This window comes from Bacillota bacterium (assembly GCA_029961055.1).
Taxonomy (GTDB): Bacteria; Bacillota; Sulfobacillia; order JAIMAT01; family JAIMAT01; genus JAIMAT01.
Window position 1 is genome coordinate 1 of the sequence record JASBVM010000004.1, and the last position, 26,123, is coordinate 26,123.

The following is a 26,123-nucleotide window of genomic DNA, read 5'->3' on the forward strand; positions in this document are numbered from 1 at the left end:
ACCGAAGCCCCAGTAAACGGCGGCCGTAACTATAACGGTCCTAAGGTAGCGAAATTCCTTGTCGGGTAAGTTCCGACCCGCACGAAAGGCGTAACGACTTGGGCGCTGTCTCAACGAGAGACCCGGTGAAATTGTAGTCCCTGTGAAGATGCAGGGTACCCGCGGCTAGACGGAAAGACCCCGTGGAGCTTGACTGCAGCCTGATATGGGAGATGGGTCGGTCATGTACAGGATAGGTGGGAGGCGGAGAACTCCGGGCGCCAGCCCGGGGGGAGCCGGCGTTGGGATACCACCCTTGGCGGATTGATCTTCTAACCTGCGGCCGTGAACCGGTCGGGGGACAGTGTCAGGTGGGCAGTTTGACTGGGGCGGTCGCCTCCCAAAAGGTAACGGAGGCGCCCAAAGGTTCCCTCAGCGCGGATGGACATCGCGCGGCGAGTGCAAAGGCACAAGGGAGCTTGACTGCGAGAGGGACGTCTCGAGCAGGGACGAAAGTCGGGCTTAGTGATCCGGCGGCACTGAGTGGAAGGGCCGTCGCTCAACGGATAAAAGCTACCCCGGGGATAACAGGCTGATCTCCCCCAAGAGTCCACATCGACGGGGAGGTTTGGCACCTCGATGTCGGCTCATCGCATCCTGGGGCTGGAGTCGGTCCCAAGGGTTGGGCTGTTCGCCCATTAAAGCGGTACGTGAGCTGGGTTCAAAACGTCGTGAGACAGTTTGGTCCCTATCCACCGCGGGCGTTGGAGACTTGAGGGGAGCTCCCCCTAGTACGAGAGGACCGGGGGAGACGGACCGCTGGTGTCCCAGTTGTCCCGCCCGGGGCATCGCTGGGTAGCCATGTCCGGCACGGAGAAGCGCTGAAAGCATCTAAGCGCGAAGCCGGCCCCAAGATGAGGTCTCCGCTCCATGAGGAGTAAGACCCCTGGAAGACCACCAGGTCGATCGGCCGGAGGTGTACGCACGGCAACGTGCTCAGCTGACCGGTACGAATCGGTCGAAAGCTTGACCCACCCCGTTCGTCCTTCCCGGACGGCCCGTGCGCATCCTCCACGCGCTCGCCTCCCGCGCCAACTCTTCTCTTCTGTGCGATCCTTTGGACCGGCTCCGGTGGTGAGAGCGGAAGGGTCCCACCCGTTCCCATGCCGAACACGGCCGTGAAACCTTCCAGCGCCAATGGTACTGGGCGGGCCACCGCCCGGGAGAGTAGGTCGCTGCCGGAACCGGTTCGCTCTTCGTTCCTGGTTAGCTCAACTGGTAGAGCATCCGGCTGTTAACCGGAGGGTTGCAGGTTCGAGTCCTGCACCAGGAGCCAAGATGGAGGGCCCGCGAACTCCCCGGAGTTCGCGGGCTTTTGCTTTCGGTCTGTCCGGCCTCGGCAGGGGGGCGCCGGCGCCGAGCGCGCGGGCGGGAGAGCAGGTCGAGTCGCCGGCGCGCCGCCGTTCTGATACCTTACGCGGGGAGGAAGGAACGATCCAAGGGCTCTTTCTGAGCTTCGAGGGCGGCGAGGGCGCCGGCAAGTCGACCCAGGCGGCTCGCCTGGCGGACGCGCTGGCGGCCCGGGGCGTTCCGGTGGAGCTGGTGCGGGAGCCGGGCGGGACGGCGCTGGGCGAGGCGGTGCGGGCTGTCCTCCTGGAGCGGCGCGAGACGCCGCTGGTGCCGGCCGCGGAGGCGCTCCTCTACCTGGCGGCGCGGGCACAGCTGGTGCGGGAGCGGATCCTGCCCGCGCTCGCCGCAGGGCGGTGCGTCGTCGCGGACCGCTTCGCCGATTCCACCCTGGCCTACCAGGCCTTCGGCCTGGGGGAGCCGATCGAGCTGGTGGAGAGTGCCAACGGATGGGCGACGGCGGGAAGGAAGCCCGATCGCACCTACCTCCTCGACCTGGATCCGGAGGTCGGGCTGGAGCGGCACGAGTCGGAGCATCCCGTGCGGGACCGTATCGAGGCGCGGGGCTTGGAGTACCATCAGCGCGTGCGGGAGGGCTACCGCCGGCTGGCGCGGGCCGAGACGGGGCGGTTCCTGGTGCTGGCGGCGGAGGAGCCGGTGGAGCGGCTGCACGCCATCATTCTCGAGGACGCTTGGCGGCTCTGGTGTTCTCGCGGGGAGCGGGGTGGGGAAGCGTGAAGCTGGTGATCGCCGTGGTACAGGACAAGGACTCGGGGCGGCTCCTGAGCGCGCTGGTCGACCGCGGGCACTCGGCGACCAAGCTGGCGAGCACCGGGGGCTTCCTGCGCGAAGGGAACACCACCCTGCTGATCGGCGTGGAAGACGACGAGGTGGAGGAGGTGCTCCACCTGATCGGGGAGGTCTGCCAGTCGCGCCAGCAGATGGTCAATCCCATGCCGCCCGCGGCCGGCCAGGTGGAGAGCTACATGACCTACCCGGTCGAGGTGACGGTCGGCGGCGCCACGGTCTTCGTCCTCGATGTCGAACACTTCGCGAAATTCTAGCGGCGGCGGTCCCGGCTCCGGTGGCGGCGCCCCGGCGGCGCGGCCGCGGCCGCACGCGCTGCTCCTGGTCGGCCCCGAGGAGGCGACGGAGCGTGCCGCCCGCGCGCAGACGCAGCGCGCCCTCTGCGAACGGGGTGAGGGATGCGGTCGTTGCGCTTCCTGCCGCCGGCTGGAGGAAGGAGCACATCCCGACTGGCTGGTGGTGGAGCCGCCGCGGACCGGCAGCGTGGGCATCGACGAGGTCCACCGGGTCATCCGCTGGCTCTCCCTGCAGCCTCTGATCGCTGCGCGGCGGGTGGCGCTCTTCCGCCAGGCGGACCGGCTGAGCCCCGCCGCTCAGAATGCGCTGCTCAAGGTGCTGGAGGAGCCGCCCGGCGACGCGCTGCTGCTCCTGGCCAGCGCGCTGCCGGACCGCCTCCTGCCGACCGTCCGCTCGCGCTGCGGCGAACGCCGGATCGAGCCCGGAAGCGAGGCGCGTGACCGGGCGGATGACGGCGGTCGGCGGCCGCCGGCGGGAGGCTCGCCGGAGGCGGCCTGGCTGGAGGCGATCCTCTCCCCCGGCTCCCTGGAGATCTGGCAGGCGGCGCGGGAGGCGGCGGGGTCGAGCCGGGAGGAGATCGAGCAGGGCCTGGGCGCCCTGGAAGAGGTGCTGGCCGCCAGCTTTCGAGAGCCGTCGCCGGGTGGGGCGGAGGCGGGCTGGCCGGCGCGGCTGCGAGTGCTGGGCCCGTCCCGCCGGCTGGCCGCCGCGCGCGCCGTGGCCCGGGCGCAGCAGGCGGTCCGCGCCAACGTGGGGCTGGAACTGGTGTTGGACGTGCTCTTCCTCGAGTTGCGGCGGCTCCTCGTCGACGCCGATCCTGCAACGTCAACCGGGATGCGGGCTTCGGGCCGCGGGCGGGCCGATGGAGGTGTCTGGAGTTGAACGAGGAACGGGTGCGGGTGATCGGTGTCCGTTTCCGCTTGGCCGGACCGGTGGCGGAGGTGACCGCCGGCGAGCTGGAGCCGGTGCTGGAGACGGCGGTGGTGGTGGCCGGCGAGCGCGGGGAGGAGCTGGCCCGGGTGGTGCGACGGGGCCGGTGGGTTCCCGCCGCGGAGGGCGAGGGGCTCCCGCGGGTGGTCCGCCTGGCGACCGCGAGCGACCTGGAGGCCGATGCGGAGAACCGGCGGCTGGCCGACGAGGCCTTCTCCACCTGCGCCGAACTGATCGAGGAGGAAGGCCTGGCCATGCACCTGGTGGATGCCCGCTACAATCTCGACCGGTCGCACCTCCTCTTCTCCTTCACCGCTCCGGAGAGGGTGGACTTCCGCCACCTGGTCCGCCAGCTGGCCACCCGCTTTCGCACCCGGATCGAGCTGCGCCAGGTCGGTCCGCGGGATGCAGCGCGGTTGCTGGGCGGCATCGGTCCCTGCGGGCGGATCCTCTGCTGCACCAGCTTCCTGAGGGAGTTCAACACCGTCACGGTGCGGATGGCCAAGGCCCAGGCGCTGGCGCTCAACCCCGAGTCGCTCTCGGGGCTCTGCGGCCGCCTCAAGTGCTGCCTCCGGTACGAGTGGACCGGCGGCAACCAGGGCGGCGGCGAAGCCGACGCCAAGGGCGAGCTCCTGACGGGAGTGGGGTAGCCTTTGGCCGGTACGCTTTATGTCGTGGCCACGCCCATCGGCCACCTGGAGGATATCACCCTTCGCGCGCTCCGGGTGCTGAGGGCGGTCGACCGCATCCTCGCCGAGGACACGCGCCACACGGCACTCCTGCTCCGGCACTACCGGATCCGGAAGCCGCTGGTAAGCTATCATGAGCACAACGAGCGCCAGCGGGCCGGGGAGGCGCTGGCCTGGCTGGAGGCGGGCGAGGAGCTGGCGCTGGTCAGCGACGCCGGGACGCCCGCCCTCTCCGACCCAGGCTATCGCCTGATCCGTCTGGCCGCGGAGCGAGGGGTGCGGGTGTCACCGGTGCCGGGCGCCATGGCGGCGGTGGCGGCGCTGAGCGCCTCCGGGCTGCCCACCGACGCCTTCACCTTTGCCGGCTTTCCGCCCCGGCGGGTGGGGCCGCGCCGGCGCTGGCTCGAGCAGCTGGCCGCCGAGCCCAGGACCGTCATCCTGTACGAGGCGCCGGAGAGGGTGGCGCGCACGCTGGCGGAGATGCGGGAGATCTTCGGCGGCGAGCGGCGAGCGGTGGTGGCCCGGGAGTTGACCAAGGCTTTCGAAGAGTTCCGCCGCGGCCGGCTGGACGAGCTCGCTCACCTGGCGACGGAAGGCAGGCCCCGCGGGGAGCACGTCCTCCTGGTGGAGGGGGCCGGCCGGCGGCGCGTCGCCGAGGAGGGGAACGCGTGAGCAGAGGGGAAGCGGCAGCCCGGGAAGGCAGCAGGCCTTCCTTCTATCTGACGGTGGCCATCGACTACTCCAACTCGGCCCCCCACCTGGGTCACGCCTACGAGAAGGTGGCGGGCGACGCCCTCGTCCGCTACCACCGGCTGCGCGGCGAGGACGGCTTCTTCCTGGGCGGCAACGACGAGCACAGCGTCAACGTCCTCAAGAGCGCGCGGGCCCAGGGACTGGAGCCGAAAGAATACTGCGACCGGATGCACCGGGTTTTCCAGGAGACCTACGAGCGGCTCGGCCTCCAGCTGGACGAGTTCATGCAGACCAGCGGGGAGCGGCACGTCCGGGCGGTGCAGGAGCTGGCGCGCGCCATCTACGAGAACGGCTACGTCTACAAGGGCCGCTACGCCGGCTGGTACTGCCCAAGCTGCGAAGCCTTTTACACCGAGAAGGACCTGGACGCGGAGCACCTCTGCCCCGTCCACGGCAGGCCGGCCGAGTACATCGAGGAAGAGAACTACTTCTTCAGGCTGTCCGCCTTCCGCGACCGGATCCTGCGGCACATCGAGAGCCACCCGGACTTCGTCCAGCCCGAGACGCGGCGGAACGAGGTGCTGGCGGTCCTGCGCGGCGGCCTCGAGGACATCAGCATCAGCCGGGCCCATATGGAGTGGGGCATCCCGATCCCCTGGGATCCCTCCCAGGTGGTCTACGTCTGGTTCGACGCGCTGGCCAGCTACATCTCGGGGATCGGCTACGGGAGCGATCCCGAGCGCTTCCGCCGCTACTGGCCGGCCGACGTCCACCTCGTCGGCAAGGACATCAGCCGCTTCCACGCCATCATCTGGCCCGCCATGCTGATGGCGGCCGGCCTGGAGCTGCCGAGGAAGGTCTTCGTCCACGGCTTCCTCAATTACCGCGGCTCCAAGCTCTCCAAGTCGAGCGGCAACGTGATCGCCCCTGCCGATCTCCTGGACAAGTACGGCGTCGACCCGGTCCGCTGGTTCCTCTGCGCGGAGACGCCCTTCGGCGAGGACGGCGACTTCACCGAGGAGACCTTCATCCACCGGGTCAACGCCGACCTGGCCAACGACCTGGGCAACCTTCTCTCGCGGGTGACGGCCATGATCGACCGCTACGCGGCGGGCCGGATCCCCTCGCCGGAGGCGAGCGACGGCGTCCTGCGCAAGGCCGCCGCCGCGGCCAAGGAAGCCTACACCCAGGCGATGGAGCGGCTCGCCCTGCGCGAGGCGGCGCAGGCGGCGCTCGAACCCGTTCGACGCGCGAACAAGTACCTGGACGAGCAGGCGCCCTGGGAGTTGGCCCGGCATCCGGAGCAGCGGGCGAGGCTGGAGGCGGTCCTCTACGACGTGGCCGAAGTGTTGCGGGTCTCGGCGGTGCTGGTCTCGCCCTTCCTGGTCCAGGCGCCGGAGCGGATCTGGGAGCAGCTGGGAGCCGAGGGCTCGCCCCGGAGCGGCTGGTCGGCGGCAGAGTGGGGCGGGCTCCGGGCGGGGACCCCCATCCGGCGCGGATCGGCGCTCTTCCCCCGCCTGGAGCCGCCCTCCGCCGGCGCCGGCGCCGCGGCTCCGTCGCCCCAGCCCCAGCGGGGCACGCTGGCCGCCGCTGCCCGGGACGAGGCTCCCGCGGCGGCCGGGCTGGTCGACGTCGAGACCTTCCGCCAGCTGGATCTGCGGGTGGCGCGGATCGAGGAGGCCGAGAGGATCCCCGGCGCCGACCGGCTGCTCAGGCTGGTCCTGTCGGCGGGAGAGCTGGGGCGGCGACAGGTGGTGGCGGGGGTGGCCGAGCACTACCGCCCGGAGGAGCTGGTCGGGAGGCAGGTGGTCTTCGTCGCCAATCTGAAGCCGGCGCGGTTGCGGGGCGTGGAGTCCCAGGGCATGATCCTGGCCGCCAGCGGCGAGGGCGAGCTCGCCCTGGTGGCGCCGGAGCATCCCGTAGAACCCGGCACACGGGTGAAGTAGGGTGCCTGAGCCGTCCCGGAGGCGCGGCGAGGCGGGGAGGGAGGCCGACCCGTTCGCCGGCGGCCGGCTGGAGGCGGGGGCGCCGGCCAGGGGGCCGCTCTTCGACGCCCACGCGCACCTCGCCGACCCGGCGTTGGCCGGCGAGCGGCAGGCGGTGCTGGAGCGGGCCCGGCAGGCCGGGCTCCTCTGGATCCTCGACAGCGGCACCTCGCTCGAGGACTCCCAGCGGGCGCTGGCGCGGCGCGGCGAGGCGGCGGGCGTCCGGGTGGAGGTAGCCGTGGGGGTCCACCCGCACGAGGCGGCCGGTGCCCCGCCGGACTGGCCGGAGCGGCTGCGGGGACTGGCACGCCGGGGCGCCGTCGCCATCGGCGAGATCGGCCTCGACTATCATTACGATCGGTCGCCGCGACCGGTACAGCGGGAGGCGCTCCGAAGGCAGCTGGAGCTGGCACGGGAGCTGGATTTGCCGGTGGTCCTCCACGAGCGGGAGGCGCACGCCGATCTCCTGGCCATCCTGGACCAGACCGGCCTGCCGCCCCGGGGAGGGGTGATCCACTCCTTCTCGGGCGGCCCCGGCGAGGCAGAGGCCTACCTGGGGCGGGGGCTCTTCCTCGGCGTCTCCGGTATGGTCACCTTCCGGCGGGCGGACGCCCTCCGCCAGGCGATCCGCGAGGCGCCGGCGGAGCGGCTGCTTTACGAGACGGACTCGCCCTACCTCGCGCCGCATCCGCTCCGCGGAAGGCGGAACGAGCCGGCCCACGTGGCCTGGACCGTGGCGGCGGTGGCCGAGCTGCGGGGCGAGCCGGCCGCGGAGCTCCTCCGTGCCGCCTGGACCGGCCTGGCCAGGCTGTACGGCGCACCGTTGCCGGAGAGACCGGTGCGGGGCGGGCCCGCTGGGTGAGAGGATGAACCGGCTGCCGGGCACCTCCCCGCGAGCGCTCAAGGCCCTGCTGGCCGAGCTGGGGGTGCGCCCGGACCGCCGGCTGGGGCAGAACTTCCTGGTCGACGCGCGTGTCCTCCGCTCCGCGGTGGAGGCCGCCGAGCTCCACGCGGGCGACGCGGTGCTGGAGGTGGGGCCGGGAACCGGGACGCTGTCGGCCGCCCTGCTCGAGGCGGGCTGCCGGTTGCTGGCGGTGGAGCGGGACCGCCGCCTGGCCGGCTGGCTGTCGCAGGCCCTGGCCGGCCAGCCGGCGTTTCACCTGCTCGTGGGCGACGTGCTCCGCCTGGACTGGCGGTCGGCCTGGCGGGCGACGTTCGGACCGGTGGAGCGCGCGCTGGTGGTCTCCAACCTGCCCTACGCCATCTCCGGGCCGCTGGTCCGGGACCTGGTGACGGCGGACGAACCGGCGTGGGAGCGGCTGGTCCTCCTCGTGCAGCGCGAGTTCGCCGACCGGCTGACGGCGCCTCCCGGGACGGAGGCCTACGGGGCGCTGACGCTCCTGACCCGGCGCTATGCGCGCGTGGAGCGGCTGCTCCGGGTCTCTCCCGCCTCCTTCTGGCCCGAACCGGAGGTGGAGTCGGCGCTGATCCGCCTCTGGCCGATCCGGCCGCGACCGCCACGGGAGCCCTTCGAGTCGCTGGTCCGCGTCGCTTTCGCCCACCGGCGCAAGACGCTGGAGAACGGCCTGAAGGGCTGGCGGGGTCCGCGAGGCGGGTTGGGACGGCCGGAGGTGGAACGGCTCTGCCGGCGAGCCGGGCTCGACCCCGCCGTGCGGGCGGAAGAGCTGGACGTGGCCGACTTCGAGCGCCTCGCCCGGGTGGTGGAGGCCGGAGAGCTATAATCGAAGCATGCCAAGCGGCACGCAGCGGCCCGAAGAGGGGTGGCCGGCGAGGGCGCCGGAGACCGAGATGACCTTCTTCAGCCCGACTCGGGGAGCGCTCGACTTCGATGGGGTTTTCCAGGAGATTGTCCGCTTCCTCGAGGAGGATCCGGAGTCGGAGTACACCCTCATCGTAGGCAGCGACTCGCAGCTTCGCAGCCACGATGTGGTCTATGTGACCGCCATCGTCGTCCACCGCCGGGGAAAGGGTGGGCGATATTTTTATGAGAAACGGGTACGGCGGAGGTCGGAGAGCCTGCGCCAGCGGATCCTCTACGAGGCCTCCCTCAGCCTGCAGGTGGCGGGCAGGTTGGCCGAGGCGCTCTCGGAGAACGGCCACGCCCGCATGAACGTGGAGATCCACCTCGACATCGGCTCCCATGGCGACACCAAGGACCTGATCCGGGAGATCGTCGGCATGGTCACCGGGAGCGGATTCGGCGCCCGCATCAAGCCGGACTCCTTTGGCGCCTCCAGCGTCGCCGACAAGTACACGAAGTGAGGTTGGCGGCTGTTGACGGATAAGCGCCGGCCTCCTATAATACCATGCCTTTGACGCCGAGCCCCTTTCGTGGTAGATTTTCATCGTATGGACGGAGAGGGGTGGGCGGCAGCGTGGCGGGCCAGAAGGAGATGCTCCAGATCCGGCGCGTTCTGGAGGCGCATCTCGGCGAACGGGTCCGGGTCCGGGCCAACAAAGGCCGCCGGAAGTTCGTCGAGCGCGAGGGAACGCTGGAGAGCACCTACTCGAGTCTCTTCGTGATCCGGCTGGAACAGGGCAGCGAAGGGCGACACGTCTCGTACACGTACCAGGACATCCTGACCTGCGAGGTGGAGCTCCACCTCCTGGACCGCGAGGGCGAGCAGGTGCTGGTACCTTCCGGTACCCTCTGAGGCCTCCCCGGCGGAGCGGCGCGAGGGAGTCTCGCGGCACCGGAAGGGATCTCGTGGAAGCCATGGAACCGGTCACGAAGAGGCGTGGCCGGTCTTTTTTTGTGACGCCGGAAGGGGGCGGCCGGACGGGACGGCCCCGGCTTGACGCCGTCCGCCCGGAACGCCCATCCTCTCTGTGGGCCGGAGGCCGTCGGAGCCTCCGCGAACGAGCGCCGAGGAAGGGTGTCGACCATCCGCCTGGATGCCAGGGCCAAGCTGAACCTCTCCTTGCACGTCGTGGGCCGGGTGGGCGACGTCCACGCCATCACCTCGGTGATGCAGTCGCTGCTCCTCTCGGACCGGCTGGAGATCGAGAAGGCCGACGAGACCTCGCTCTGGGTGAGCGAGGCAGGGCTGGCCGACGGCTCCAACCTGGTCTGCAAGGCGCTCCGCGAGCTGGAGGCCCGGGTCGGACGACCGCTTCCCCTGGCCATACGGCTGGAGAAGGAGATACCGGCGGCGGCGGGGCTCGGTGGCGCCAGCGCCGACGCCGCCGCCCTGCTTCGGGCGGCGGATCGGATCTACGAGCTCGGCCTGACGGGGGCGGAGCTGTCGGCGGTGGGGCGGCGCGTGGGCTCGGACGTCCCGTTCGCCCTGGTGGGCGGCAGCGCCTACGTCGCCGCCACCGGCGAGGAAGTGGTGCCGCTCCCCTTCCTCGGGGATCTGGAGGTGCTGCTGGCCGTCCCCGATCCCCCGCTGCTGACCGGCCAGATCTATGCGGGATGGGACGAGCTGGCGGCCGGCGACGCCTCCTGTCTCCACCCCGACCCGCACCGGCGGCTGGGGCGGATCCGGCCGGGCGACCGGCGATCGCTGGCCGGTCTGCTCCATAACGATCTCCTCGAGCCCGCGGCGCGCCGCTCGCCGGGGCTGCGCCGGCTCCTGCGGAGCTGGCGCCAGGTGACGCCCCTGGCCGGCATGAGCGGAAGCGGTCCGACGCTCTTCGCCCTGCCGGTCGACCGCTCCGAGACCGAGGAGCTGGAACGCCTGGCCCGCCGGGAGGGGGCGCGCATCTTCCGCACCCGCTTCGCCCGGAGCGGCGTCGTCGTCCGCGAGGGATCGCGGGAACGAGGGGCGAGGATCGGCATCCAGGCCGGCAGGCCGGCGAAAGGGTGAGCCGAGTGTTGCATGCCATCGTCTTGGCGGGCGGCCCCAACACGGGGCCGTTGCGCGAGGTGGCGGAGGTGGCGTTCGAGGCCGAGGTGCCCGTGGCGGGGAGGCCCATGGTGCTCTGGGTGGTGGACGCGCTCCGCCAGTCCGAGTGGGTGACCGGCGTCCGCGTCATGGGGCCGTCGAGCCTGGCTCCGCTGCTGGAGGGGAAGGCCGAGCTGCGCGAGCCCGGCGCCACCTTCGCCGGCACCATGCTCCGTTCGCTGGAAGGCCTGGAGGCCGACGACCGGCTCCTCTTCGCCACGGCCGACATCCCGCTGATCACCGCGCCGATGGTCGACCGCTTCGTGGCCGCGGCCGCGGAGGAAGACGCCGACCTGGCGGCGACCGTGGTGCTCCGGCAGGTCTGCGAGCGCGCCTATCCGGGGGTGCACCGGACCTATGTACCCCTGCGGGAAGGGCCGGTCACCATGGGGAACCTCTTCCTGGCGCGGCCGTGGGTGATGCCGCAGGTGATCGAGAACGTCCAGCGCCTCTACGATGCGCGCAAGAACCCGCTCCGCCTGGCCGGCCTGTTCGGGCCGGGCATGATCTTCCGCCTGCTCACCCGCTCCATGAGCCTGCCGGAGCTGGAAGCCTACTTCTCCAAGCGACTGGGCGGGGCGCGGGGCGTGGCGGTGGTCTCGCCGGATCCGGAGGTCGGCATCGACGTCGACAAGGTCGCGGACTGGCAGCTGGCCGAGGAGCATCTGGCCAGGAGGGCGCGGGCTTGAGCCGGGAGGAAGGTGCCCGGGGGTTGGATCATCCGCGGCGCAGCCGGCGTCTGGTGGCGCTGACATGGCAGTTCACGGAGAACCCCTCCCGGCTGATCTCGCTCTCGCGGCTGGGCGAGGAGCTGGGGGTGGCCAAGTCCTCGCTCAGCGAGGACGCCGCCATCATCGACGCGACGCTCCGCTCGCTGGGCGTCGGCCGGCTGGAGACCGTGAGCGGAGCCACGGGTGGCCTCCGCTTCCGCCCCGAGCTGGCGCCCGCGCTGGAGGAAGCCTGGCTGCACGAGCTGGCCCGCCTCCTCGCCGATCCGGAGCGGATCCTGCCCGGCGGATACCTCTACATGAGCGACATCATCTTCGATCCGGCCTGGGCGGACCGGATCGGCTGGATCCTGGCCCATCGCTTCCGGGAGGCCGGTGCCGACCGGGTGGTCACCATCGAGACCAAGGGGATCCCGCTGGGGCTGATGACCGCCCGGGCGCTCCACCTGCCGCTGGTGGTGATCCGCCACGGCTCCCGGGTGAGCGAAGGCTCCTCGGTCAGCGTCAACTATCTCTCCGGCTCGGGACCGCGCATCCAGACCATGTCGCTGGCGCGCCGGGCGCTGGTGGGCGCGCGGCGGGCGCTGGTGGTGGACGACTTCCTGCGCGGCGGCGGGACGGTGCTCGGCATCCGCCAGCTCCTCCACGAGTTCGACTGCGAGGTGGCCGGCGTGGGCGTCCTGGCCGCCACCCGGCTACCGGAGGTGAAGCGCGTGGACGAGTACACGGCGCTGGTGGAGGTGGGCCAGGTGGACGAGGGCGCCGGGCGGGTCGAGGTCCGCCCACTGGCGCCAGGGGGCCCCGGCGGAGAAGGGGAGAGGCGGCATGGAGAGGCCTGAGCGCGGCGTGGAGCCGGAACCGACGCCGGCGCTGATCCGCCAGGCGGCGGAGAGGCTGCAGGGCGTGGCGGAGCGGACGCCGCTCCTGCGCTCGCCGATCCTGTCGGAGCGGTACGGGGTCGAGGTCTTCCTCAAGGCGGAGTGCCTCCAGCGGACCGGCTCCTTCAAGGTGCGCGGCGCCTACGCCCGCATCCTCGGTCTGAGCGAGGAAGAGCGCCGCCGCGGGGTGGTCGCCGCCTCGGCGGGGAACCACGCCCAGGGCGTCGCCTTTGCCGCGGCGGCGCTGGGCATCCCGGCCACCATCGTCATGCCCGTCGACGCGCCCATCACCAAGCGTTCGGCCACCGAGCGATACGGCGCCCGTGTCGTCCTCTACGGCGAGAGCTTCGACGAGGCGTTCGCCTGGGCCGTCCAGGTCGCCGAGAGCAGCGGCGCCACGCTGATCCACGCCTTCGACGACCCCTGGGTGATCGCCGGCCAGGGCACGGTCGGACTGGAGATCGCCGAAGAGATGCCGGACGTGGATACGGTGCTGGTCCCCGTCGGCGGCGGCGGCCTCGCCTCGGGCGTCGCCCTCGCGCTCAAGGCGAGCAATCCCTCGATCCGCGTCATCGGCGTCCAGTCGGCTGCCGTGCCCGCCGCCTACGACGCGCTCCGACGCCGCCGGGCGGCGACCGAGACGGGGAAGGCCCCGGAGCAGGCCGACGCCCCCCGGCGGGGTCACGCGCCCACCCTGGCCGACGGGCTGGCGGTCAAGCGGCCCAGCGAGCGGACGCTCTCCATCCTGGAGCGGCTACTGGACGACATCGTCCTGGTGGGCGAGGAGGAGATCGCCCGCGCGATCCTCCATTACCTGGAGCGGGAACGGCTGGTGGTGGAGGGTGCCGGCGCGGTGACGCTGGCCGCCCTGGCGGGACAGGAGCGGCTTCGCGCCGGTGCGCGGCGGGTGGTGCTGGTGGTCAGCGGCGGCAACATCGACGTCAACCGGATCGCCCGCATCATCGACCGGGGCCTCTACGAGGAGGGGCGGGTGGCGCGCTGGAGCGCGCTCCTGGACGACCGCCCCGGGGCGCTCGAGCGCTTCCTGCACGTGGTGGCGGAGGCGGGCGCCAACGTCCTGGACGTGGTCCACGACCGGATCGACGCCCGCATCCCGGTGGGCCGGACCCGGGTGACGGTGACGCTGGAGCTGCGGGACGCGGCGCACGGGACCGAGGTGGAGAGCCGCCTGACGGCCGCCGGTTACGACCTGCAGGGCTGAGAGGGCGGCGCCGCGGGGGCGGAAGGGGGGAGGCGGTCGTGAACCTCTGGTGGGGACTGCTTCTGGCGGCGATCCTGTTCCTGGCCGCGCTCCGCTTCCTGGCGGGCCTGGTCGCCTGGGTGATCCGCCTCCTGGTCCTGGCGGGCGCCATCGCCTTCGTGGTCTGGATGCTGAGACGGTAGCGAACTGGTAGGAAATGGCAGATCCATGTCGAATCCTCGTCCAGACGGGGAGCGAGCCCGGCGGCACCGGGAGAGGCCCCGCAAGAGGAGGGATCGACGTGGAAGTGACCGAGGTGCGCATCCGGCGCCTCAACGGCCAGGGCAAGGTGCGCGGGAGCGCCAGCGTCACCTTCGATGACGCCTTCGTGGTCCACGACATCCGCATCGTGGAGGGGGAGCGCGGCTACTTCATCGCCATGCCCAGCCGCCGGACGCCGGCCGGCCAATATCTGGACGTGGCCCACCCCATCACGGCGGCCATGCGGGACCGCCTTCAGGGGGCGGTGCTGGCCGCCTTCCAGGCGGAGGAGGAGGTCCGGGAGCTGCGCGAGGGCACCGCGTGAGGCGGTCGGGCGATGTCCCAACCGCCCGAAAGCTGTCCTGACAGGTCGTAAGGCAGGCTGTATAATGACGCGGGCTTGCGGGCTCCGAAATCCTTCCCGGCCCTCAGGAGGGGAAGCCGTGGTACGCGGAAGACCTGGTTGGGTCTCGCTCCTGCTGGCTTTAAGCCTTGTCCTCGCGGCCTGCGGAGGCACTCCGGCTGCGAAAACCGGCTCGCAGCAAGGCCAGACTCAGGGCAATGGAACGGCGTCGACCAAGACGATCCGCGTCGGCCTGGTCACCGACGTGGGCGGACTCAACGACCACAGTTTCAACTACCTTGCCAACCAGGGCCTCCAGCGCGCCATACAGCAGCTGGGCGTCCAGGGGAAGGTGGTCGAATCCCACAACCAGACCGACTACGTCCCCAACCTGACCAACTTTGCGCAACAAGGCTATGACCTGGTGATCGCCGTCGGCTTCCTCATGACCGATGCGGTCAAGCAGGTGGCTCCGCAGTACCCCAACACCAAGTTCCTGCTCATCGACGACCAGATCACCGGCATCCCCAACGTCGCCTCGGCCATGTTCCGCAGCGAGCAGGCAGGCTACCTGGTCGGCGCGCTGACGGGGCTGGCGGAGAAGAACCATGCGCTTCCCAACCTGAAAGGGCAGGATAAGGTGGCGGTCATCGGCGGGATGAAGATCCCGCCCGTCGACTCCTACATCGCCGGCTTCCAGGCCGGGGTGAAGGCGGTCGACCCGAAGATCCAGGTCAACCTGGTCTACGAGGGGAAGTTCGACGACCCGACGGGCGGCCGCGAGGTGGCGTTGAGCCAGATCGCCCAGGGTGCGGACATCCTCTTCCACGTGGCCGGGGGCACCGGCACCGGCGTCATCAACGCCGCGGAGGCCCAGAAGGTCTACGCCATCGGCGTCGACGCCGACCAGAACTACCTGGCTCCGGACACCGTGATCACCTCGGCGCTGAAGCGGGTCGACGTGGCCACCTTCGACATCATCAAGGCGGTCAAGGACGGCACCTTCCAGAGCGGCGTCCACTGGTTCGACCTGAAGAACGACGGTGTCGGCTACGCCAAGCCCATCGCGGCCGTGCCGCAGTCGATCGTGCAGCAGGTGGAACAGATCCGCCAGCAGATCATCGACGGAAAGATCCAGGTGCCCGCGACCGTGGGCAAGTAGCGGCCGGCGCACCAGCGGTCGGCGGGGCTGCCGTCCACGGAGGCAGCCCCGCTTCATGGGTGGGATGGCGAGTGGACGAAGTCCTGCACCTGCACGGCATCACGAAGCGCTTTCCCGGTGTGCTCGCCAACGATCGCGTCGATCTCGGCCTGGTGCGGGGCGAGATCCATGCGATTCTGGGCGAGAACGGCGCCGGCAAGTCCACCCTGATGAAGATCGTCTCGGGGATGCTGGAGCCGGACGAGGGGTGGATCGAGCTGGACGGCCGGCGCGTCCGCTTCGCCAGCCCGCGGGAGGCCATCGCTGCCGGCATCGGCATGGTCTACCAGCACTTCATGCTCATACCGGTCTTCACCGTGGCCGAGAACGTGGTCCTGGGCGCCGAGCCGGGGCGGGGCCTCCGCTTCGACCGGAGCGAGGCCGAGCGCGAGGTGCGGGCGCTGGCGGAGCAGTATCACATGGAGGTGGATCCGGCCGCGCGGGTGGGCGATCTGTCGGTCGGCCTGCAGCAGCGGGTGGAGATCCTCAAGACCTTCTACCGCAAGGCCCGGATTCTCATCCTCGACGAGCCCACCGCGGCGCTCACCCCCCAGGAGGCGCGCGACCTCTTCCAGGTGATGAGGGGGCTCGTCCAGCAGGGCATCTCAATCCTTTTCATCAGCCACAAGCTGGACGAGGTCCTCGGGGTGGCGGACCGGATCACGGTGATGCGCCGCGGACGTACGGTTGCCACCTTGCGACCGGCGGAGACCGACGAGCAGGAGCTGGCCCACCTGATGGTGGGCCGCGCCGTCCAGCTGGTCAGCGCGCGACCGCCCGTGGAGCGCGGCCCGGTCGTCCTGCAGGTGGAAGAGCTGACGGTCCGGAGGGAGGATGGCCGGCTCGGCGTGGACGGCGTCAGCTTCTCCATCCACGCCGGCGAGGTCTTCGGGATTGCGGGCGTGGAGGGGAACGGGCAGGCGGAGCTGGTGGAGGCGGTGGCGGGGCTGCGGCCCGTGGCAGGCGGCAGGATCCGCTACCTCGGCCAGGAAGTGACCGCCTGGGACGCCCGGCGGCGGGCGATGGCCGGCATCGCCTACGTGCCCGAGGACCGCGTGGGGACCGGGCTGGTGATGGGCTTCACCCTGGCGGAGAACCTGGCGCTCAAGCGCTACTTCCTGCCGCCGCTGGCGCACCGCGGGTGGCTCGACCGGCGGGCGATGTGGAGCGAGGCGAAGCGGCGACTGGAGCTTTACGACGTCCGCCCGCCGGAGCCGGGGCTGACGGCGCGCGCTCTCTCCGGGGGCAACCAGCAGAAGGTGATCCTGGCGCGGGAGGTGGGCTCGGACCCCGAGCTCCTGATCGCCTACCAGCCGACGCGCGGCCTGGACGTGGGCGCCATCGAGTTCGTCCACCAGCAGATCCTCCGCCTGCGCGGGGAAGGGAAGGCGATCCTCCTGGTTTCGCTGGAGCTGGACGAGGTGTTGCAACTGAGCGACACGGTGGCGGTCATGTACCGCGGGCGGCTGGCGGCCGTCCTCCCCTCGGAGGAAGCCGACCGGGAGACGGTCGGCCTCTACATGACGGGAGGGAAGGCTCGAGCCGCCGAGCCGGAGCGCGAGGAGGGAGGCCGCCGGTGAACGGCTCGACCCGTCGCTGGCAGGCGGCGCTGATCCCCGTCCTGGCAGTGTTGCTCTCGCTCCTCATCGGCGCCGTGGTGATGGTGCTCAGCGGCTACAGCCCGCTCCCCGCCTATGCCGCCCTCTTCGTGGGCGCCTTCGGGACCCCGTTCAACATCGCCACCACGCTGGCGCACTCGGTGCCGCTGATGCTGACGGGCCTGGGCGTGGCCATCGCCTTCCGCTCCGGGCTCTTCAACATCGGTGCGGAGGGGCAGTTCTGGGCCGGGTCCATCGCCACCACGTGGGTGGGCTACGCCGTAGGCGGGCTTCCTCCCGTCCTCCACGTCACCCTGGCGCTCCTCGCCGGGGCGGCGGCCGGGGCGGTCTGGGCGGCGCTGATCCCGGGCCTGCTCAAGGCGTACACGGGCGCGCACGAAGTGATCACGACGATGATGATGACCTACGTGGCCATCCAGCTGAGCCACTTCCTCCTCGAGGGCGGACCGATGCAGGCCCCGGGCTATACGCCGGTCTCGCCGGACATCCGGCCGTCAGCCTTCCTGCCGCTTCTGGTGCCGCGGACGCAGCTGAGCGCCGGGCTCTTCATCGCGCTGGGCGCGGCCGTGATCGCCTGGCTGATCCTGGAGCGGACGACGCTCGGCTACCGGATGCGCGCCGTCGGCTTCAACGCGCGGGCGGCGGCCTATGCGGGGATCGACGTGGCCGCGACGACGGTGCTGGCGCTGGGCCTGAGCGGCGCCTTCGCGGGCGTGGCCGGGGCGGTGGAGGTGCTGGGCGTCAACCACAGGCTCTACGACTCGTTCACCGCCGGCTACGGCTTCACCGCCATCGTCGTCGCCCTCCTGGCCAAGAACGACCCGTGGGCGACGCTGGGAGCGGCGCTCCTCTTCGGCGCGCTCTCCACCGGCGCCTCCTACATGCAGCTCTCGGCGGGCGTCCCCTCGCAGCTGGTGGACGTGGTGCAGGGCATCATCATCTTCTTCATCGCCGCCGATGCCATCATCGCCTGGCTGCTGCGCAGGAGCAGGAACAGGAAGGAGGTGGCGGCGTGAGCCTGGGCGACTTCCTGGGCGTGCAGACCTGGGTGGGGACGATCAGCTGGGGCGCGCCCATCGCCCTGGCGGCGCTGGGCGGCACCTTCTCGGAGCGGACCGGCGTGGTCAACATCGCCATGGAGGGGCTGATGCTGATCAGCGCCTTCTTCTCGGTCCTGGGTGCCTGGGCGCTGCACAACGCCTGGCTCGGCCTCGGGGTGGGCGTGGTCAGCGCCATGCTCTTCGCGCTGCTCTTCGCCTGGGGTGCCATCCGCTTCAAGGCCGACCAGATCATCCTGGGCATGGCCATCAATACGCTGGCCATGGGGCTGACCGGCTACCTGCTCAACACGATCTTCGGCTACGGCGGCACCCCCGTGAACACCCCGCAGCTGCCCACGGTGAGCATCCCGCTCCTGGCCTCGATCCCCTGGCTGGGGCCCGTGCTCTTCCGCCAGAACGTGCTGATCTACGCCCTCTTCATCCTTCTCGTGCTCTCGCACTTCCTGCTGTTCCACACGCGGCTCGGGCTGAGGATGCGCGCGGTGGGGGAGCATCCGCAGGCGGCGGACGCGGCCGGTATCAACGTCTACCGCATCCGCTACCTGGGCGTCCTCCTCTCCGGGTTCTTCTCCGGCCTGGCGGGCGCCTACCTCTCGATCGGGGCGCTGAACAGCTTTAATGTCAACATGAGCAACGGACGGGGGTACATCGCCCTGGCCGCCATGATCTTCGGCGGCTGGACGCCGCTGGGCGCCTTCGGAGCCTCCATGCTCTTCGGGTTTGCCAGTTCCATCGCCTTCAACCTGCAGGGGCTGGGCATTCCCAAGGACCTGGTTCTGATGCTCCCCTACGTGGCCACCATCGTGGCGCTGGCGGGCGTGGTGGGACGGACCACCGCCCCGGCGGCGGACGGCGTGCCCTATGATCCAAGCGAGTCCAGCTGACGGGGGCGGAGACGGCGGTGGAGCGAAGGGTGGCGGTCATCCTGGCCGCCGGACAGGGGAAGCGGATGAGGTCGGCGCTGCCCAAGGTGATGCACCCGCTGCTGGGGCTGCCGATGCTCGAGTATGGGGTGCGGGCGGCGGAGGGCGCCGGAGCCGACCTGATCCTGGTGGTGGTGCCGCCGGCGGGGGAGGCGATCCAGAGCTACCTGGGCGACCGTTGCACCTACGTCGTCCAGCCGGAACCGAGGGGGACCGGCGACGCGCTCCGCCAGGTGGAGCCGCTGGTCCCCCGGGACGCGGTGCTCTGGGTGATGTACGGGGACATGCCACGGCTGGGGCCGGAACAGCTGCAGGGGGTGTTCGGGGAGCACCGCCGGGCGCGCGCCGCCGCCACGCTGACCAGCATGGAGCCGGCGGATCCCGACGGGTACGGGCGGATCGTCCGTTCGGCCCAGGGCGACTTCCTTCGGATCGTGGAGGAGGCGGACGCCGACGAGGCGACGCGGGCGATCCGGGAGGTGAACGCCGGCCTCTACGTCTTCGAGGCCGAGCCCCTCTTCGCCGCCCTTCGCCGGGTGGAGCCGCGGAACGCCCAGGGGGAGTACTACCTGGTGGACGCGCTGCCGAAGATCCGCGAGGCCGGCGGGCGCGTCGCCGTATGGAGAGCCGGCCGCCGGGAGGAGTTCGAGGGGGTGAACGACCGGAGCCAGCTGGCGGAGGCGGAGGCCTGGCTGCGACGGCGGATCGTGGCGCGGTGGATGGCGGAGGGCGTCACCATCGTCGACCCGGAGAGCACGTGGATCGGCCCCGACGTCGAGATCGGAGCCGATGCCCGCGTCGAGCCCATGAGCTGGCTGCTGGGCCGCTCCCGCGTGGCCGCGGGGGCGCGGGTCGGGCCGGGCGCCTACCTGGTCGACAGCGAGGTGGGCGAGGGGGCCCGTGTCCTCTTCTCGGTGGTCGAGTCGAGCCGGATCGGGAGAGGCGCCTCCGTCGGCCCGTTCTCCCACCTCCGGCCGGGGGTCGAGCTGGGCGAGGCCGCGCTGGTGGGCAACTTCGCCGAGGTGAAGAACAGCCGGGTAGGGGCCGGGACCAAGATCCACCACCACAGTTACATCGGCGACGCCGACCTGGGAGCGGGGGTGAACATCGGGGCCGGCGTGGTGACGGTCAACTACGACGGGCAGAGGAAGCACCGGACCGAGATCGGCGATGGTGCCTTCATCGGTTGCAACGCCAACCTGATCGCTCCCTTGAGCATCGGCGAACGCGCCTACGTGGCGGCGGGGTCGACGCTCGACCGGGACGTGCCGGCCTGGGCGCTGGCGATCGCGCGGGAACGCCAGACCAACAAGGCCGAGTGGGTGCGGCGGCGGCAGGAACGCACCGGTTCCGAGGGGGAGGAGCGGTGAGCCACCACGAGGAAGCCGAAGACCGCCCCTTCAGCGGGCTGAAGATCTTCTCGGGCAACGCCAACCCGCACCTGGCACAGGAGATCTGCGACTACCTGAAGGTACCGCTGGGGAACGTGGAGGTGGGTCGCTTCTCCAACGGGGAGATCCGCGTCTCCATCCGCGAGAACGTCCGTGGCATCGACGTCTTCGTGGTTCAGCCCACCAGCCAGCCGGTCAACGACAACCTGATGGAGCTGCTGATCCTGATCGACGCGCTGCGGCGGGCCTCGGCCGGCCGCATCACCGCGGTCGTCCCCTTCTACGGCTACGCGCGCCAGGACCGGAAGACGCGGGGGCGCGAGCCCATCACGGCCAAGCTGGTCGCCAACCTGATCACCGTCGCGGGAGCCAACCGGGTGCTGACCGTCGACCTGCACGCCGGGCAGATCCAGGGCTTCTTCGACGTGCCGGTGGACAACCTCTCCGGTGTGCCGCTGCTGGCCCAGTACCTGCGGGAGAAGGGGCTGGACCGGAACGCGGTGGTGGTCTCGCCCGACGCCGGCGGCGTGCCCCGGGCCCGCGACATGGCCGACCGCCTGGGTGTGGGTCTGGCGATCCTGGACAAGCGCCGGCCCGAGCCCAACGTGGCCGAGGTGACCCACGTGATCGGGGAGGTGGACGGCCGCGACGCCATCATCGTCGACGACATGATCGACACCGCCGGCACCGTCAAGGAAGGAAGCCTTGAGCTGAAGCGCCGCGGCGCACGGCGCGTGATCGCCTGCGCCACCCACCCCGTCTTTTCGGGTGACGCATGGAAGAATCTGGCGGAGGCCGGCCTGGAGGAGGTGGTGGTGACCGACACCATCGCCCAGCCGCAGCGGAGTCGCATCGACGGCCGCCTCACCGTCCTCCCCACCGGCCCGTTGCTGGCGGAGGCGATCCGCCGCATCCACAGCGACAAGTCGGTCAGCGCCCTGTTCGACGACCCGCCCAGCATGCTGTAAGCTTGGTTTCCGTGAATCCGCGAAGCGGCCGGCGCGCCCGGTGCGCGCCGGCGCGAGCCCGGGAATAGGAAATGGAGGGTGCGAACATTGGAACGTCCCGTGCTGCACGCCCAGCCGCGCCAGGCCGGGCATCCCAACCGGGAGCGCCGGCAGGGCCGGTTGCCCGCGGTGGTCTACGGCGAGGGGGAGAGCCAGCCCATCTCCCTCGACCGGCGGGAGTTCGAGGAGCTGATGGGGCAGGGGGGCGCGCACGGCCTGCTCGATCTGGAACTGGAAGGAAGCCTCGCCCCCACCATGGTGGCGGAGGTCCAACGGCATCCCGTCTCCGGTCGCCTGCTCCACGTCGACCTGCACAGGGTCGCCCTCGACCGGCCGGTTCGCGCGGAGGTCCCCATCGTGATCACCGGCGAGGAGGAGCTGGTCAAGAGGCACGGTATCGTGGAGCGCCTGCTGCGCGCGGTGGAGGTGGAGGCGCTTCCTTCCGCGCTGCCGGAGGAGGTGGCTGTCGACGTCGGCGGCCTGGAGCCCGGCACCACCCTGACGGCCGGGGAGCTCCGGCTGCCCGAAGGGGTCCGCCGGATCACGCCGGCGGAGGAGCCGGTCCTCTCCATCACCCTGCCGCAGGCCGAGGAGACGGGGTCCGAGGAGAGCGGCGCCGAGGCCGGGAAGACCGAGGAGAAGGGCGCCGCCGGCGGCGAGGGTGGCGAGTGAGGCGACCGGGCGCTGGGCCGTGGTCGGCCTGGGCAATCCCGGGCCGGAGTACGCCACCACCCGGCACAACCTGGGCTTCCGGGCGCTCGACCGCCTGGCCCAGCGCCATGCCCTGAGGTGGAGGCGTCGCGAGCGCTACCTGTGGGCCGAACTGCCGGCTGCGGGAACGGCTGAGGGAGCGATCCTGGTCAAGCCTCTCACCTATATGAACCTCAGCGGCGAGGCCGTGCGGGCGGTCCTGGCCCGCTGGCGCGTACCCCTGGCCCGGCTTCTGGTGGTCCACGACGACATGGACCTGCCCTGCGGGCGGCTCCGCCTGCGCAGGGGCGGACGGGCGGCGGGGCATCATGGAGTCGAGTCGCTGATCGAGTCGCTGGGCAGTCCGGATTTCGCACGGTTGCGGATCGGCATCGGCCACCCGCCTGCGGGCGAGGATGTGGTCGCCTACGTGCTGGGAGCCCCTGCGCCGGAGGAGGAGGCCGTTCTGGAGCAGGCCGTGGAGAAGGCCTCCGACGTGGTCCGGCTGGTCCTGGAGAGGGGGCTGGAAGCGGCCATGAACCAGGCGAACCGGAGCGGCGGCGGAGAGGCGGGCGGAGGCGGAGGAATGCTGCGGGGTTGAACATCTGGGATCGGATCTACCGGGAGTGGCTGGCGAGGCCGGAGACGCCCGGGTTGCTGGACGTGATCCGGAAGAACCGCAGGGCCTGGTTGTGGGGCGTGACCGGAGGAAGCCTGCCCATGACCATGGCCATGCTGGCGCGCGCCCTGGAGCAGCGTTCGCTGCTGGCGGTGGTGCCCAACCTGCGCCAGGCCGAGCAGCTGGCTCGGGACCTGAGCTGGTGGCGGCCGGAGAAACGGGTGCTCGTGCTCCCTCCCATGGAGGTGACCCTCTACCGGCTGGAGGCTCGCTCCTGGGACCTGCTGGCGCCGCGGCTGGAGGTGCTCAGCTCCCTGCTGGGCAGGGAGCCGGTACTGGTGCTGGCTCCGGTGGACGCGCTGACCCGCGCGCTGGAACCGCCCGCCGTCTTCCGGCGCTACCTGGTCGACCTGGAGCCCGGGGATCGGGCGGAGCCGGCGTCGCTGGCGGCGCGGCTGGTCGAGGCAGGCTTCGAGCGGGTCGAGCGGGTGGACGGTCCGGGACAGCTGGCCGTGCGGGGCGACATCCTGGACGTCTATCCCCCGGCGGCCGAGCCGATCCGGATCGAGTTCTTCGACGATGTGGTCGACTCGATCCGCGTCTTCGACCTGGAGAGCCAGAGATCCCTGGCCCACCTGGAGCGTGTCCTCCTCTCCCCTGCCTGGGAGGTCCAGGCCAGCCGGGAGGAGCGGGAGTCGGCCGTGGAGCGCGCCGGGGATCGCTTGAGCCCGGAGGCCCGCGAGGAACTGGGCGGCGGGGGCGATCCCTCCCGCTTCCTGCCGCTGATCCACGGGGCGGTCGGCTTGGAGGCCTACCTGCCCCGCGGGGCGGTCACCCTGGCGGTGGAGCCGGGCCGGCTGCGCGATCGGCTGGAAGGGATCCGCCGCGAGTGGGAGGAGCGGATCGGGCGGCTGGCCGAGAAGGGGGAGCTCGAGCCGGGGCAGGAGCAGCTCCAGCTGGCGCCGGAGCGGGTGACGGCCCTGTGGCGCGACTGGCCGGGGGCCGATCTCTCCGGCCTGGCCCCGTCGGCGACGGAGGAGCGGCCGGTGGAGATCCGCTCCCGGTCGATCCCGACCTTCCGCGGGCAGATGACGCTGGTCACCCAGGAGATGGAGCGCTGGCGGGCGCGCCGCCAGCGCTGCCTGGTCGTCCTGGAGGGGGAGGCGCAGCGGCACGCCTTGGCCGAGCAGCTGCGGGAGGCGGGCCTGGAGCCGGTGGAGGCGCCCTCGGGCGAGTGCGAGCTGCCCGAGGGGGCGATCCGGCTGGTCGAGGGGCGACTGGGCAGCGGCTTCGAGCTGCCGGGCCTCCGCCTGGTGGTGCTGACGGCGGCGGAGCTCCGCGGCCGCCAGCCCGGCCTGCGCCGCCAGCGCCCGCGCCTCGAGTCGGTGGGTGAGACGCTCTCCCGCTGGGAGGATCTCCGCACCGGGGACTACGTGGTCCACGTCCAGCACGGGATCGGGCGCTTTCTGGGCGTGCAGCCCATGGAGGTCCAGGGCGTGCGGCGCGACTACATGATCCTCGAGTACGAGGGCGGCGACCGGCTTTACGTGCCCACCCAGCAGATCGACTCGGTCCAGAGGTACGTGGGCACGGAGGGCCGGGCGCCGAGGCTCTACCGGCTGGGCGGGAACGAGTGGGAGCGGGTCAAGGAACGGGTCCGCCGCTCGGTCCGGCAGATGGCCGACGAGCTTCTCCAGCTCTACGCGGCGCGCCAGGCGGTGGAAGGCCACGCCTTCTCGCCCGATACCCCGTGGCAGCGGGAGTTCGAGGAGAGCTTCCCCTACGAGGAGACGCCCGATCAGCTGCGCGCCGTGGAAGAGATCAAGCGGGACATGGAGCGGCCCAGGCCCATGGACCGGCTGCTCTGCGGCGACGTGGGCTTCGGCAAGACGGAGGTGGCGCTGCGCGCCGCCTTCAAGGCGGTGATGGACGGGAAGCAGGTGGCCGTCCTGGTGCCGACCACGGTGCTGGCGCAGCAGCACTACGTGACGTTCCGCCAGCGCCTGGCCGGCTTCCCCGTCCGGGTCGAGGTGCTCAGCCGCTTCCGCTCCACGGCCGAGCAGGAGGCGATCCTGACGGCCACGCGGCGCGGCGAGGTGGACGTCCTGATCGGCACCCACCGGCTGGTCCAGCCGGACGTGGCCTTCAAGGACCTGGGCCTGGTGATCGTGGACGAGGAGCAGCGCTTCGGCGTGGAGCACAAGGAGTTCCTGAAGAAGCTGAAGAGCTCGGTGGACGTGCTGACGCTGACCGCCACCCCCATCCCGCGGACGCTCCACATGTCGCTGGCAGGGATCCGCGACATGAGCGTGATCGAGACCCCGCCTGCAGGCCGCTTCCCGGTGGAGACCTATGTGGTCGAATACGACGAGGCGCTGGTGCGCGAGGCGCTGGAAAGGGAGCTGGCCCGGCACGGGCAGGTGTACTACGTCCACAACCGGGTGCGGACCATCGACCAGGCCTACGAGCGCGTCCGCCGGATGGTGCCGGAGGCGCGGGTGCTGGTGGCGCACGGCCAGCTCTCCGATGAGCGGCTGGAGCAGGTGATGATGGACTTCCTGGAGGGGCGGGCGGACATCCTCGTCTGCACCTCCATCATCGAGAACGGGCTGGACCTTCCGCGGGTGAACACCCTGGTGGTGGAGGACGCCGACCGCTTCGGGCTGGCCCAGCTCTACCAGATGCGCGGCCGGGTCGGCCGTTCCGACCGGGTCGCCTTCGCCTACTTCACCTACCGGCGCCAGAGGGTGCTGCCGGAGGCGGCCCAGAAGCGGCTGGAGGCGCTGAAGGACTTCACCGAGCTGGGCTCCGGCTTCCGCATCGCCCTGCGGGACTTGGAGATCCGCGGGGCGGGGAATATCTTGGGAGCGGAACAGCACGGGTTCATCGCCTCGGTGGGCTTCGAGCTGTATGCGCAGATGCTGGAGGAGGCGGTGCGCGAGCTCCGTGGGGAGCGGACCGCGCCGGCCACGCGCGCGACCGTCGAGCTGGCCGTGGACGCGTACGTGCCCGACGGATACGTGCGCGATCCCAGGCAGAAGATCGAACTGTATAAGCGGGTGCAGCGGGTGGAACAGGCCGACGAGGTCGACGAGCTGGCGGAGGAGCTGGTCGACCGGTTCGGCGAACCGCCGGCGGAGGTCCGGAACCTTCTCGAACTGGCCCGCCTGCGGGTACTCGCCACGGAGTTGGGCATCCTGGCCTTGACCCAGGAGCGGCGGGAGCTCCACGTCCAGTTCGCCGGCTTCCTGAGCGGCGGGCTGAAGGGCGAGCTCCACGGCCTGACCGTGCCGGGGGTCGGCCGGGCCCGGGTGGACGCGGGAGGCAGCGTCGGCTTCCGCATCCCGCTGGGTGGGGTGCAGGGCGACGAGCTCCTGGGGCGGGTGCAGCAGGTGCTGCAGGCGGTGGCTTCCTTGGAGGGGGTCCGGCGCTGGAGCCGGCGGGCCGGAGCCGACGCGGCCAGCGTCCGCTGAAGGTGGGGCGCGGAGGAAGCCGGGCGGCGCGCGGCG

General features: G+C 71.3%; 25 protein-coding genes, 1 tRNA gene and 2 rRNA genes. All 28 read left to right on the top strand.

The window, feature by feature from the left end; translation table 11 throughout:
- Window positions 1-1,013 (top strand): 23S ribosomal RNA (locus QJR14_00990); the annotation flags it as partial.
- Window positions 1,014-1,106: 93 nt separating this feature from the next.
- Window positions 1,107-1,223: ribosomal RNA gene (rrf, locus tag QJR14_00995) — 5S ribosomal RNA — on the top strand.
- Between the two features lie 16 nt (window positions 1,224-1,239).
- A tRNA-Asn gene (locus QJR14_01000) sits at window positions 1,240-1,315 on the top strand.
- Between the two features lie 2 nt (window positions 1,316-1,317).
- Window positions 1,318-2,124, top strand: a complete 807-nt coding sequence (gene tmk / locus QJR14_01005; GenBank protein ID MDI3316200.1) for a dTMP kinase — start codon at window positions 1,318-1,320, stop codon at window positions 2,122-2,124.
- Window positions 2,121-2,450, top strand: a complete 330-nt coding sequence (locus QJR14_01010) for a cyclic-di-AMP receptor (protein MDI3316201.1) — start codon at window positions 2,121-2,123, stop codon at window positions 2,448-2,450. The genes tmk and QJR14_01010 overlap by 4 nt, the downstream gene beginning before the upstream one ends.
- A complete protein-coding gene (locus QJR14_01015; GenBank protein ID MDI3316202.1) occupies window positions 2,425-3,369 on the top strand; it encodes a hypothetical protein in 945 nt (314 codons plus the stop codon). Before QJR14_01010 ends, QJR14_01015 begins: the two co-directional genes overlap by 26 nt.
- Window positions 3,366-4,067, top strand: coding sequence for a regulatory iron-sulfur-containing complex subunit RicT (ricT, locus tag QJR14_01020; GenBank protein MDI3316203.1), 702 nt, complete (start codon window positions 3,366-3,368; stop codon window positions 4,065-4,067). The genes QJR14_01015 and ricT overlap by 4 nt, the downstream gene beginning before the upstream one ends.
- A gap of 3 nt (window positions 4,068-4,070) precedes the next feature.
- Window positions 4,071-4,778, top strand: a complete 708-nt coding sequence (gene rsmI, locus QJR14_01025) for a 16S rRNA (cytidine(1402)-2'-O)-methyltransferase (GenBank protein ID MDI3316204.1) — start codon at window positions 4,071-4,073, stop codon at window positions 4,776-4,778.
- The gene (gene metG / locus QJR14_01030) at window positions 4,775-6,745 is read left to right on the top strand and encodes a methionine--tRNA ligase (protein MDI3316205.1); all 1,971 of its coding nucleotides are present in this window, start codon (window positions 4,775-4,777) and stop codon (window positions 6,743-6,745) included. The genes rsmI and metG overlap by 4 nt, the downstream gene beginning before the upstream one ends.
- A gap of 1 nt (window position 6,746) precedes the next feature.
- A complete protein-coding gene (locus QJR14_01035) occupies window positions 6,747-7,646 on the top strand; it encodes a TatD family hydrolase (protein ID MDI3316206.1) in 900 nt (299 codons plus the stop codon).
- A 4-nt stretch (window positions 7,647-7,650) separates the two neighbouring features.
- Window positions 7,651-8,526, top strand: coding sequence for a 16S rRNA (adenine(1518)-N(6)/adenine(1519)-N(6))-dimethyltransferase RsmA (gene rsmA, locus QJR14_01040; GenBank protein ID MDI3316207.1), 876 nt, complete (start codon window positions 7,651-7,653; stop codon window positions 8,524-8,526).
- A gap of 67 nt (window positions 8,527-8,593) precedes the next feature.
- Complete coding sequence (locus QJR14_01045; protein MDI3316208.1) at window positions 8,594-9,067, top strand: ribonuclease H-like YkuK family protein; 474 nt, start codon at window positions 8,594-8,596, stop codon at window positions 9,065-9,067.
- A gap of 113 nt (window positions 9,068-9,180) precedes the next feature.
- On the top strand, window positions 9,181-9,459 hold the full coding sequence (locus QJR14_01050; GenBank protein MDI3316209.1) for a Veg family protein: 279 nt from the start codon (window positions 9,181-9,183) through the stop codon (window positions 9,457-9,459).
- Window positions 9,460-9,681: 222 nt separating this feature from the next.
- Window positions 9,682-10,614, top strand: coding sequence for a 4-(cytidine 5'-diphospho)-2-C-methyl-D-erythritol kinase (locus QJR14_01055; protein MDI3316210.1), 933 nt, complete (start codon window positions 9,682-9,684; stop codon window positions 10,612-10,614).
- 8 nt (window positions 10,615-10,622) lie between these two features.
- Window positions 10,623-11,381 carry an NTP transferase domain-containing protein gene (locus QJR14_01060; protein ID MDI3316211.1) on the top strand — a complete coding sequence of 253 codons (759 nt, stop codon included), beginning with the start codon at window positions 10,623-10,625 and terminating at the stop codon, window positions 11,379-11,381.
- Complete coding sequence (purR, locus tag QJR14_01065; protein ID MDI3316212.1) at window positions 11,378-12,259, top strand: pur operon repressor; 882 nt, start codon at window positions 11,378-11,380, stop codon at window positions 12,257-12,259. Before QJR14_01060 ends, purR begins: the two co-directional genes overlap by 4 nt.
- A complete protein-coding gene (gene ilvA / locus QJR14_01070) occupies window positions 12,246-13,520 on the top strand; it encodes a threonine ammonia-lyase (GenBank protein ID MDI3316213.1) in 1,275 nt (424 codons plus the stop codon). The genes purR and ilvA overlap by 14 nt, the downstream gene beginning before the upstream one ends.
- 38 nt (window positions 13,521-13,558) lie before the next feature.
- Complete coding sequence (locus QJR14_01075) at window positions 13,559-13,702, top strand: hypothetical protein (GenBank protein ID MDI3316214.1); 144 nt, start codon at window positions 13,559-13,561, stop codon at window positions 13,700-13,702.
- Window positions 13,703-13,800: 98 nt separating this feature from the next.
- Window positions 13,801-14,085 (top strand): septation regulator SpoVG, encoded by a 285-nt coding sequence (spoVG, locus tag QJR14_01080; protein MDI3316215.1) that lies wholly within the window; start codon window positions 13,801-13,803, stop codon window positions 14,083-14,085.
- A gap of 118 nt (window positions 14,086-14,203) precedes the next feature.
- Window positions 14,204-15,265 carry a BMP family ABC transporter substrate-binding protein gene (locus QJR14_01085; GenBank protein ID MDI3316216.1) on the top strand — a complete coding sequence of 354 codons (1,062 nt, stop codon included), beginning with the start codon at window positions 14,204-14,206 and terminating at the stop codon, window positions 15,263-15,265.
- A gap of 71 nt (window positions 15,266-15,336) precedes the next feature.
- The gene (locus QJR14_01090) at window positions 15,337-16,884 is read left to right on the top strand and encodes an ABC transporter ATP-binding protein (GenBank protein MDI3316217.1); all 1,548 of its coding nucleotides are present in this window, start codon (window positions 15,337-15,339) and stop codon (window positions 16,882-16,884) included.
- 80 nt (window positions 16,885-16,964) lie between these two features.
- Window positions 16,965-17,939: an ABC transporter permease gene (locus QJR14_01095; GenBank protein MDI3316218.1), complete on the top strand. Its 975-nt coding sequence runs from the start codon at window positions 16,965-16,967 to the stop codon at window positions 17,937-17,939.
- Window positions 17,940-17,941: 2 nt separating this feature from the next.
- Window positions 17,942-18,868, top strand: a complete 927-nt coding sequence (locus tag QJR14_01100; GenBank protein MDI3316219.1) for an ABC transporter permease — start codon at window positions 17,942-17,944, stop codon at window positions 18,866-18,868.
- A 17-nt stretch (window positions 18,869-18,885) separates the two neighbouring features.
- Window positions 18,886-20,277, top strand: coding sequence for a bifunctional UDP-N-acetylglucosamine diphosphorylase/glucosamine-1-phosphate N-acetyltransferase GlmU (glmU, locus tag QJR14_01105; GenBank protein ID MDI3316220.1), 1,392 nt, complete (start codon window positions 18,886-18,888; stop codon window positions 20,275-20,277).
- On the top strand, window positions 20,274-21,266 hold the full coding sequence (locus QJR14_01110) for a ribose-phosphate pyrophosphokinase (protein MDI3316221.1): 993 nt from the start codon (window positions 20,274-20,276) through the stop codon (window positions 21,264-21,266). Before glmU ends, QJR14_01110 begins: the two co-directional genes overlap by 4 nt.
- An 87-nt stretch (window positions 21,267-21,353) precedes the next feature.
- Window positions 21,354-21,977: a 50S ribosomal protein L25 gene (locus QJR14_01115; protein MDI3316222.1), complete on the top strand. Its 624-nt coding sequence runs from the start codon at window positions 21,354-21,356 to the stop codon at window positions 21,975-21,977.
- A complete protein-coding gene (gene pth / locus QJR14_01120; protein MDI3316223.1) occupies window positions 21,967-22,596 on the top strand; it encodes an aminoacyl-tRNA hydrolase in 630 nt (209 codons plus the stop codon). Before QJR14_01115 ends, pth begins: the two co-directional genes overlap by 11 nt.
- On the top strand, window positions 22,593-26,087 hold the full coding sequence (mfd, locus tag QJR14_01125; protein MDI3316224.1) for a transcription-repair coupling factor: 3,495 nt from the start codon (window positions 22,593-22,595) through the stop codon (window positions 26,085-26,087). The genes pth and mfd overlap by 4 nt, the downstream gene beginning before the upstream one ends.
- Window positions 26,088-26,123 lie beyond the last annotated feature (36 nt).

What these genes read in the sequence shown, in the direction of transcription:
- QJR14_01015 (MDI3316202.1), top strand. Translation starts at nt 2,425, where the DNA reads ATGTCGAACACTTCGCGAAATTCTAGCGGCGGCGGTCCCGGCTCCGGT.
- QJR14_01045 (MDI3316208.1), top strand. Translation starts at nt 8,594, where the DNA reads ATGACCTTCTTCAGCCCGACTCGGGGAGCGCTCGACTTCGATGGGGTT.
- ilvA (MDI3316213.1), top strand. Translation starts at nt 12,246, where the DNA reads ATGGAGAGGCCTGAGCGCGGCGTGGAGCCGGAACCGACGCCGGCGCTG.
- tmk (MDI3316200.1), top strand. Translation starts at nt 1,318, where the DNA reads ATGGAGGGCCCGCGAACTCCCCGGAGTTCGCGGGCTTTTGCTTTCGGT.
- QJR14_01095 (MDI3316218.1), top strand. Translation starts at nt 16,965, where the DNA reads ATGGTGCTCAGCGGCTACAGCCCGCTCCCCGCCTATGCCGCCCTCTTC.
- rsmA (MDI3316207.1), top strand. Translation starts at nt 7,651, where the DNA reads ATGAACCGGCTGCCGGGCACCTCCCCGCGAGCGCTCAAGGCCCTGCTG.